This is a genomic window from Vibrio sp. R11-SG3-ISO9, from assembly GCF_059834255.1.
Genome location: NZ_JCBDGU010000047.1, coordinates 107942 through 113941, shown reverse-complemented (window position 1 = coordinate 113941; position 6000 = coordinate 107942). Strand labels below are relative to the sequence as shown.

The 6000-nt window shown below is 48.2% G+C and carries 5 protein-coding genes; 3 read left to right on the top strand and 2 right to left on the bottom strand.

Going from position 1 to position 6000, the window contains the following annotated elements; all coding sequences use genetic code 11:
* The first annotated feature begins 440 nt into the window (after window positions 1-440).
* The gene (locus tag AC6R05_RS17345) at window positions 441-2762 is read left to right on the top strand and encodes a Tex family protein (RefSeq protein WP_500648129.1); all 2322 of its coding nucleotides are present in this window, start codon (window positions 441-443) and stop codon (window positions 2760-2762) included.
* A 194-nt stretch (window positions 2763-2956) separates the two neighbouring features.
* On the opposite strand, the gene AC6R05_RS17340 is transcribed toward AC6R05_RS17345, so the two are convergent.
* Together AC6R05_RS17340 and bioH are read right to left on the bottom strand one after the other, a co-directional pair.
* Window positions 2957-3430: a hypothetical protein gene (locus tag AC6R05_RS17340; protein ID WP_032551121.1), complete on the bottom strand. Its 474-nt coding sequence runs from the start codon at window positions 3428-3430 to the stop codon at window positions 2957-2959.
* A 174-nt stretch (window positions 3431-3604) separates the two neighbouring features.
* Window positions 3605-4381, bottom strand: a complete 777-nt coding sequence (gene bioH, locus AC6R05_RS17335) for a pimeloyl-ACP methyl ester esterase BioH (RefSeq protein WP_500648128.1) — start codon at window positions 4379-4381, stop codon at window positions 3605-3607.
* Between the two features lie 91 nt (window positions 4382-4472).
* Between bioH and AC6R05_RS17330 the strand changes: the two genes are divergently transcribed.
* Window positions 4473-5195, top strand: a complete 723-nt coding sequence (locus AC6R05_RS17330) for a ComF family protein (protein ID WP_500648127.1) — start codon at window positions 4473-4475, stop codon at window positions 5193-5195.
* Window positions 5196-5303: 108 nt separating this feature from the next.
* Complete coding sequence (gene nfuA / locus AC6R05_RS17325; protein ID WP_032551117.1) at window positions 5304-5888, top strand: Fe-S biogenesis protein NfuA; 585 nt, start codon at window positions 5304-5306, stop codon at window positions 5886-5888.
* Window positions 5889-6000: the final 112 nt, after the last annotated feature.

Sequence of the window (6000 nt, the reverse complement as noted above, 5' to 3'; positions counted from 1 at the left end):
CAGCATCAGTAACCATCCTAGCCACATCAAACTCAATCAGTGTTTTACATCCTTGCTGACCACTCATCCTAAGCAATCAAATCTTCATCCTGAAGATACCTAATCCGTTAGGCTTTTTCCTGTTCCTGCCAACTCCCTGTCGACAAGTTAAATATTACGCGAAATCCGATGGCATCCCAGATATCTGCCAACAAAAAAATGATATGACATCGATCACATCGCAATTACAATCTTTAAATATCAACTAGTTACAGTCATGCACAGTAAAAACAGCATGCACAAAGTGATTTAGTCGCACATCACTTGTAAGAGATCTCGCACAAAGGGTATATCAGATCGGGAAATCACCGAACAAACAGGAAATTGACTTAGTAAAGCTAGAAAAAGCTAAGGTTCACCCCCATATATGTGGGCACGATAATCAAAAAGAGATTCAACGGATGAGCCAAGCTATCTGTAGACAGATCGCTCAAGAGCTGAGCGTTCGCCCCGATCAAGTGACCGCAGCAGTTACCCTAATCGATGACGGTAACACGGTTCCCTTTATTGCACGTTACCGTAAAGAGGTAACGGGCGGCCTTGATGACACCCAATTACGTAATCTAGACAGCCGACTTTCTTATCTGCGTGAACTCGACGATCGCCGCCAAACGATCCTCAAATCAATTCAAGACCAAGGCAAGCTGACCGCTGAGCTTGAAAAAGAGATCACTCAAGCCGACAGCAAAACCCGCCTAGAAGATTTATACCTGCCTTACAAACCTAAGCGTCGCACCAAAGGTCAAATTGCGATTGAAGCAGGCCTAGAACCGCTAGCAGAGACGCTGTGGAACGAGCCGCAACACGATCCAGAAAGTGAAGCCTCTCAGTACCTGAATAGTGAAAAAGGCATTGAAGATACTAAGGCCGCACTGGATGGCGCTCGCGCAATTATCATGGAACGCATCGCAGAAGATGCAAACCTGCTTGAGAAAATCCGTCAGCACCTAACACGTAACGCAGCACTGGGCGCGCGCGTTGTTGCAGGTAAAGAGCAAGAAGGCGAGAAGTTCAAAGATTACTTCGAACACGACGAGACGCTAAGCAAAGTGCCTTCACACCGTGCACTAGCCATGCTGCGTGGTCGTAATGAGGGCTTCCTAACCCTGACTATGAACGCTGACCCAGAGCAAGAAGAGGGTGTGCGTGGTTCTTACTGTGAAAACATCATCTCTGATCACTATGGTATTACTCTTAGCAGCGCCCCTGCCGATGCATGGCGTAAACAGGTGATCAGCTGGGCATGGCGCATTAAAGTATCGATGCACATGGAAACCGAGTTGATGGGCGCAATGAAAGAGCGCGCAGAAGTCGAAGCGATTGAAGTATTCGCGACTAACCTGAAAGATCTATTAATGGCCGCTCCGGCTGGTCCTCGTGCAACGCTAGGTCTCGATCCGGGTCTACGTACAGGTTCAAAAATCGCTGTAGTTGATGCAACGGGTAAAGTGCTCGCAACCGAAACCATCTACCCTCACCCACCACAAAAGCAGTACGACAAATCTGCACACATTGTTGAGCAGATGGTACGTCAGTTCAATGTTGACCTGATTGCGATTGGTAACGGTACAGCTTCACGCGAAACCGACAGCTTTGTGGCTGACGTGATTAAGCGCAACAACCTAAAAGTACAGAAAATCATTGTGAGCGAAGCTGGCGCATCGGTTTACTCAGCATCTGAACTTGCAGCGAAAGAGTTCCCGAATATGGATGTGTCGTTGCGTGGGGCCGTGTCGATTGCTCGTCGTCTACAAGACCCATTGGCAGAGCTAGTGAAGATTGACCCGAAATCGATCGGTGTTGGCCAATACCAACATGATGTAAGCCAAACCATGCTTGCGAAACGTCTAGACGCGATCGTCGAAGACTGTGTGAACGCCGTCGGTGTTGACGTAAACACTGCCTCTGCCGCACTTCTAACCCGCGTAGCTGGTCTCTCTAGCACCATCGCGCAGAACATTGTTGATTACCGCGATGAGAACGGCCGCTTTGAAGCACGCACCACACTGAAGAAAGTCGCACGTCTTGGGCCAAAAGCCTTTGAGCAGTGTGCTGGCTTCCTGCGTATCATGGGTGGCAAGAACCCACTTGATGCGTCTGCGGTTCACCCTGAAGCTTACCCTGTGGTAAAAGCGATCTCTGAGAAGAACAACAAAGACATTAAGACACTGATCGGCGACTCTGGCTTCTTAAAAGGCCTGCACGCGGTCGATTACACCGACGATAGCTTTGGTGTTCCAACCGTCACAGATATCATTAAAGAACTAGACAAACCGGGTCGTGACCCGCGCCCTGAGTTCAAAACGGCGACCTTTGCGGAAGGCGTTAACTCTGTGTCTGATTTAGAGCCGGGCATGATTCTAGAGGGCGTGGTCTCTAACGTAGCCAACTTTGGTGCTTTCGTTGATATCGGTGTTCACCAAGACGGCCTGGTACATATTTCAGCACTGACTGACCGATTCGTTTCTGATCCACGTGAAGTGGTGAAAGCGGGCGATATCGTCAAAGTGAAAGTGATGGAAGTCGACGTACAGCGTAAGCGTATTGCGTTAAGCATGCGCATGAAAGACGAGCCGGGACAAGATAACCGTGCTCAACATTCATCTGCACCTCGCTCTCAAGGTCGTCAATCGCAAGGCGGTCAGCGTCGTCGCGAAGAGCCACAACAAAACGGCGCTATGGGTGGCGCGTTTGCTGCTGCCTTTGCAAAAGCGAAGAAATAACGCTTCACGATAAGGGAGTGAGCAACTAGAAAAGCGTTTAGATCATAGTAGACCTAAAGCTGTAAGAGCTTATTCCTAGACATGGGAACGCCCTTCTAGATATACAAGCTTGCTCCTAAAAACAGAAAACCTGCATCGCCATTGGCATGCAGGTTTTTTATTAGGTTCAAAAAGGTTTGGCGATATTGACAGCGCTAGAGCACAACCAATACCTCAGATGGCTTATGAGGCGCAACAGCATGGCCATAGTGATATTTAATGACCTTACGTCGTTGTTCCATCTGCCCTTCTCGAATCGCCGCATCAAGAATGTGCTTGGGCAATCGAAAACGCATGGTGTAACCCTTTCCTTGATCAGCACTATAACTACTCAGTGCCAATAAGCTGAACAACCTATCAAATGGATCTTTAGGCTCTTCTTGGTTTACCGCATTTATTTCCTGCTCGTTATCCATCTCATAACCGGGATGGTCAGAGGGATCCCAAGCTGATTGCTGCCTTCGTTTATCGTCCGATTTTACCTTGCGCTCTGCATTGGTTTTGGCCAATGCGACGGCTGGAGCAACAGGCTCTCGAACTCTATTTTCACGCGCAACTTGCTCAGTTTGCACATTAACGGATGGGGCGATCAGTGGCACACTTACTGCCGTTGCAGGTGACACAATCATTGCGAACTCTCCTCAAGAATCGCCCATCGCTATTGCCATGGCACCGTTGAATCCAGTAAGAACAACAGGCATAGCCCAAACTACTGTGTTCTGCTCAGGTGAGAGAGAGGGCTGAGCATCGTTCAGTGCCTTGGTTAGATTATATATCGACCACGTTGTCTATAATTTTAGCAATTATTTCTCGGCGAAGCTGATCAGCTCACAGCAAAAAGCGTCCGCTTCTGTCATGAACGGCGCATGCGAAGACTGGGTAAAGATGTATTGCTCAGTGTTTGGTAGCGCTTTTTCTAGATCTTTCGCCACCTTAATCGGCACTAAACCATCTAATCGACCATACAAGCGCAGCATAGGTACTGTTAGCTCAGGTAAACGCTCACGCAGATCGACATCTGAAAGCATTTTTAATCCGGCAAGCAGCGAGTCTGGGTTAGGCATCGGACGCGACAATACCGCCTGTTTTAGCTGTTTTACATCTTGTCTTGCCGACGGACTGCCCATCGCTTGCAGCGCCATGAAGCGCTCGATGGTGGTTTGAAAGTCTTCCACCAGCTGCTCGGTAAAGTTGCTCAGAACGTTAGGTTGAATACCGCGCCATAGCACCGGCTCTTTGGCTGCGGCGAATTTCGGAGAACTCGCAACCGTGACAAGTTTAGAAACATAATCTGTATGATGCAGCGCCATGTGAGTCGCGACCAAGCCACCCAAAGACCAACCGACCCAGATCGCCTGCTTTGGCGCCTCTTCCATCAACTGCTCGGCAATACCTTCGAGCGTATCAGCATGGCAGTGACTGCTGTGACCATAACCTGGCAGGTCAACTACATGGACACGGAAATCGGTCTCAAGCGCCGTTACGGTTTGCTGCCACACCGCACCGTTCATTCCCCATCCATGGACCAAAACCAAATCTGGCCCTTGTCCAGACACATGCCAATACAGTTTGTCGCTCATCTCGTGATTTTCCCTACTATTCTCATCCAACAATGATGACCTTGCTGGCTAGGCTATCCAAACCTACATCATCAATGCACTTGTGCTCGCTATGTTATCTGATTGGCTCCAAAAACACACACCACGCTTGGTCACACCACAATGCCACCTCTGCAAACTGCCAAAGTTACCGTTAGATACTCACCCCAAATGGTGCGATAGCTGTCTCTCTCATTTCTCACCACAACATCGCTGCCAACGTTGCGGTATCAAGCTTGATATCGATGCCACCATATGTGGGGCGTGTTTAAAAAAACCACCACCATGGCATCGGCTCTATTGTGTTGGAGATTACGATTTTCCACTCAGCCATTACGTCCACCAGATGAAATACAGTGGTCAATTTTGGTTAAGTCGAGACTTAGTCAAACTGCTGGCGAACCATATTGAGCAGCCCGCCCCTATTATCACTAGTGTGCCGCTGCATTGGCGGCGCTACCTACATCGCGGATTTAATCAAAGCGCATTGCTAGCCGATGCTCTTGCGCACGAGCTTAACAGCCAAAGCCTAGCGCTGTTTCGTCGTCAACGTGCCACCCCGACTCAGCAGGGGCTAAGCAAGACACAACGCCAGAACAACCTGCGTAATGTTTTTTCTTTTAGAAACAGGGATGTGATGAAAGTGATAGCAAAAGGCGACGCCCATGTTGCAATAATGGATGATGTTGTCACCACAGGCAGTACTGTGTATCAATTATGTCAATTGCTACTTGAAGTGGGCGTTAAAAGGATTGATATTTACTGCATCTGCCGCACTCCTGAACCCGCGTCTTAGTCAATTTCCCACGAAACTTGTCTATCAATTCAGCAAAAAAGGGCTGAATTACCGCCCCGACAGGAGTAGAATGGCAGAATAGCCTACAAATTTACTCAGGTATTCGTCGTGTCAAATATTACTATTACAGAAACAGCTCAAACTCATTTTGCTAATCTGCTTTCACAGCAGCCAGAAGGGACCAACATCCGCGTATTCGTGGTAAACCCAGGTACGCAAAATGCAGAGTGTGGTGTTTCTTACTGCCCTACAGATGCAGTAGAAGCATCTGATACTGAACTAGCATTTGAAGGCTTCTCTGCTTACGTAGATGAACTAAGCCTACCATTCCTAGACGAAGCTGAAATCGACTTCGTTACAGACAAAATGGGTTCTCAGCTAACTTTAAAAGCACCGAACGCAAAAATGCGTAAAGTGGCGGATGACGCACCTCTTCTAGAGCGCGTTGAATACGCAATCCAGACTCAAGTAAACCCACAACTAGCAGGCCACGGCGGTCATGTAAGCCTAGTTGAAATCACTGATGAAGGCGTTGCTATCGTCGCGTTTGGTGGTGGTTGTAACGGTTGTTCTATGGTTGATGTGACTCTAAAAGAAGGTATCGAGAAAGAACTTCTACAACAGTTCGAGGGTGAACTAACAGCCGTTCGTGATGCAACTGAGCACGATCGTGGTGAGCACTCTTACTACTAATCACACCTAAGATTAGAGACCAAGGCTGATGTGAAAACATCGGCCTTTTTGTTTTCTAGTCGCCAGATAATTGATAAGCCTATCTCACCGCATCAGGTTCACAATCAACTTC

Bases quoted from the DNA above. Each gene is read 5' to 3' on its own strand.
- AC6R05_RS17345 (WP_500648129.1), top strand. From the start codon at position 441: ATGAGCCAAGCTATCTGTAGACAGATCGCTCAAGAGCTGAGCGTTCGC.
- AC6R05_RS17340 (WP_032551121.1), bottom strand. From the start codon at position 3,430: ATGATTGTGTCACCTGCAACGGCAGTAAGTGTGCCACTGATCGCCCCA.
- bioH (WP_500648128.1), bottom strand. From the start codon at position 4,381: ATGAGCGACAAACTGTATTGGCATGTGTCTGGACAAGGGCCAGATTTG.
- AC6R05_RS17330 (WP_500648127.1), top strand. From the start codon at position 4,473: ATGTTATCTGATTGGCTCCAAAAACACACACCACGCTTGGTCACACCA.